The sequence below is a fragment of the Halochromatium sp. genome, assembly GCF_054919635.1.
The window spans coordinates 1-2,613 of the sequence record NZ_JBUDPI010000451.1; the positions used below are offsets into that span (position 1 = coordinate 1).

Below are 2,613 nucleotides of genomic sequence, written 5' to 3' on the forward strand. Positions count from 1 at the left end.
TCCTATCGAGGCGATCGGGTTCACCAACTCGATGCCGTGGAGATGAGGCGAAATCGCTTGCAGTCTGTATGGGGATCTGCGACATCTGCATCCGTCTTGGTTCTTTGGTGTTCTTGATGACTGCGAATTGGTGTGTCGCTTCTCTTCTTCAATGAGTCGCCCTGGGCGATCGAGGTCAACCATGCTGAAACAACTCGTCAATGATCTTCACGTCTCGAAGGTCGATGGTCTTGCCAAGACCTTCCAGCGCACTGGTCGTGCTGGATTTTGGCTGCAGGTGGTGATGGGCGCCTTTCCGGTGCTCTTGATGCTTTATGTGTTTACCTTCTCCGGCAGTTTGACTGGACCACGGCAAGGCCTGCCGATCGTCAGCTATCTGACCGCCATAAACCTACTGCTCCTGGTCTTCGTGGTGTTCTGGTTCTGGCGCTATCCAGCGTTGGGCCGCAAGATCAGTGACGCTGCGACACGCCCAAGCGAGAGCGCGGTCACGCGTACGATCTGGACTGGCCTGATCGCCAGTAGCCTAGGCATCCTGTTCTCGATCCTGGTGATGTTGATCGAGGTCTCGCAGATGCTGTTCTATTTTCTGGCCGCGCCACAAGGCGGTGTCCCGACCATCCAGACCACACCGACCTCACTCGGGGGCTCCTGGGTCTCCGCGGTCGATTTCGCCAGTTTGATGGCCCTGGTGCTGGTACTGGCAGCGGAAGTCTTGGCGACCATCTTTGGCCTCTGGCTGCTGTTCCGCACCACCCATACCTACGAGTCGCTCGAGGACTGAGCCGCTGGGCGCATGCCTTCTCGGTCCCGGTCGGTGCGCGGGGCAGGGCGCGCCAGCTCTGCCCCCAGCCATGCAGCGGGCCATACCCCAAGCCAAGCATCGAGCCAACCTGCTGACAATCCTCATGCCTCTGAGCGCCCTGAGACTGCTCAGAACCATGAGCGCACTGAGCCTTCTCGACAGTCTCCATCAGCGGGTCCTGGAGCCAGCAGCGGTGACCGTCGAGTGCTGCGCCAACGCCTGTTCCAAGCCCTTGCAATCCTCCTAGCCGTTGTCGCGCTCTGGACCGGTTGGGCCGAGCTGCATCCGGACGAAGAGCGCGCGCTGCGAGTCCTGGTCCACGACCAGCTCGATGACTGGTTTCACGACCTGATGCGGCCGGCGGGCGATGGGCACGGACTCCACATGCGTTGGCCGGCGGCGCCGAGCTCGAGTATGAGCTCCGATGCGCCCATCTTGAGCCTGACCAGCGAGGCTGCCTTCGATGGCATGCCCTCCACAGTCAGCCCTGCTCCGAGCCCTGGCCCGGATCGTGCGGACCCCGAGCCATTGGTGCCCGATGCCACCGCTACTCAAGCCATACGGCGTCCGGCTGTGGTGCTGATCCACGGCCTGGATGAGCCTGGCATCATCTGGGACGACCTCGCCCCGGTCGTGGCCAATGCCGGCTTTGAGGTCTGGGAGCTGCGCTATCCGAATGATCAGGGCATCGACCGGAGCGCTGACTTCCTGGCCGAGCATTGGAGCGAGCTAACCAACGACCGTTCAGTGATCCTGATCGGCCACAGCATGGGCGGACTGGTCGCGCGTGATTTCATCACCCGCTGGCGACATCCGGTGGGTGAGCCGCCGCGGCTCAAGGGCGCTCAAGTCGTGGGTCTGATCATGGTCGGCACGCCGAATCAGGGCTCGGAATGGGCGCGACTGCGCATCTGGCTCGAGCTGCGCGAGCACTTCGAGGACGCCCAGCGCCGGCGCTTCTCGCTCTTTGCTGGGCTGCGCGACGGGCTCGGCGAGGCCAAGATCGATCTGCGCCCCGACAGCGCCTTCTTGCAGGAGCTCAATGCCCGCCCTTGGCCTGACTCGGTGCCACGCGCCATCATCGGCGCCCAACTGGTCGAGCCATCCTTGCCGTTGCCCGAGCAGCTCCCCGAGCCGATCAGGGCCGGGCTCGATGCCATCGCTGCCGAGCTCGGCTCCGAGCCGTTGCGGGCAAGACTTGACGCCTGGCTCCGAGCACTGGGCGACGGCCTCGGCGACGGCGCCGTCAGCGTCGAGTCGCTGCGGCTCGAGGGCGCGCCAGAGCCTGTTATCGTCAGCGGCGCTCATCGCACCATGCTGCGCCGCCTGTTTGCCGATGAGCCGATGCCGCCCGCCATCGCACCGATCATTGAGCAGCTCAAGGTCTGGGGGCGGCAGACTGACCCTCGTTGACGGTTGGTAACGAAAATTCCTTCGCTACGAACAGCTGCAGACCTTCATCGCCAGTCAATCCAGCGGCTTGCCCTGGAATCCGCCGATGGATCACCCGCTCGAGAAGGCCATGCGTAATGCAGGCGAGGTGATGTTCTACCGCCGTGCCGGCACCTCGGACTTCAGCTGCGCGACCTGCCACACCAACACCGGGAAGCGGATTCGCGCCTCGGTGCTGCCCAATATCAATGAGCCTCACGAGTGGACCAAGGCGATCTCTTTGCCGGCCTTCCGGGTCGGACAGCAGAACGTGCGCAGCAGCACCCATCGGATTCGCGGCAGCTACTGGCAGATGCGACAGCCACAGATCACCCCGGGCTCTGATGCCGCCGTCGCGCTGATGTCTTAATGGACCG

Annotated in this window: 2 protein-coding genes and 1 pseudogene; all 3 read left to right on the forward strand. The window is 63.4% G+C overall.

Annotated features, from left to right (window positions below; translation table 11 throughout):
• Window positions 1-181: 181 nt before the first annotated feature.
• Window positions 182-784, forward strand: coding sequence for a DUF3611 family protein (locus ACY693_RS18115; RefSeq protein WP_462323209.1), 603 nt, complete (start codon window positions 182-184; stop codon window positions 782-784).
• Between the two features lie 225 nt (window positions 785-1,009).
• A complete protein-coding gene (locus ACY693_RS18120; RefSeq protein WP_462323210.1) occupies window positions 1,010-2,218 on the forward strand; it encodes an esterase/lipase family protein in 1,209 nt (402 codons plus the stop codon).
• 31 nt (window positions 2,219-2,249) lie between these two features.
• Window positions 2,250-2,606 (forward strand): annotated as a pseudogene (locus ACY693_RS18125) (sulfur oxidation c-type cytochrome SoxA); the annotation flags it as partial.
• Window positions 2,607-2,613: the final 7 nt, after the last annotated feature.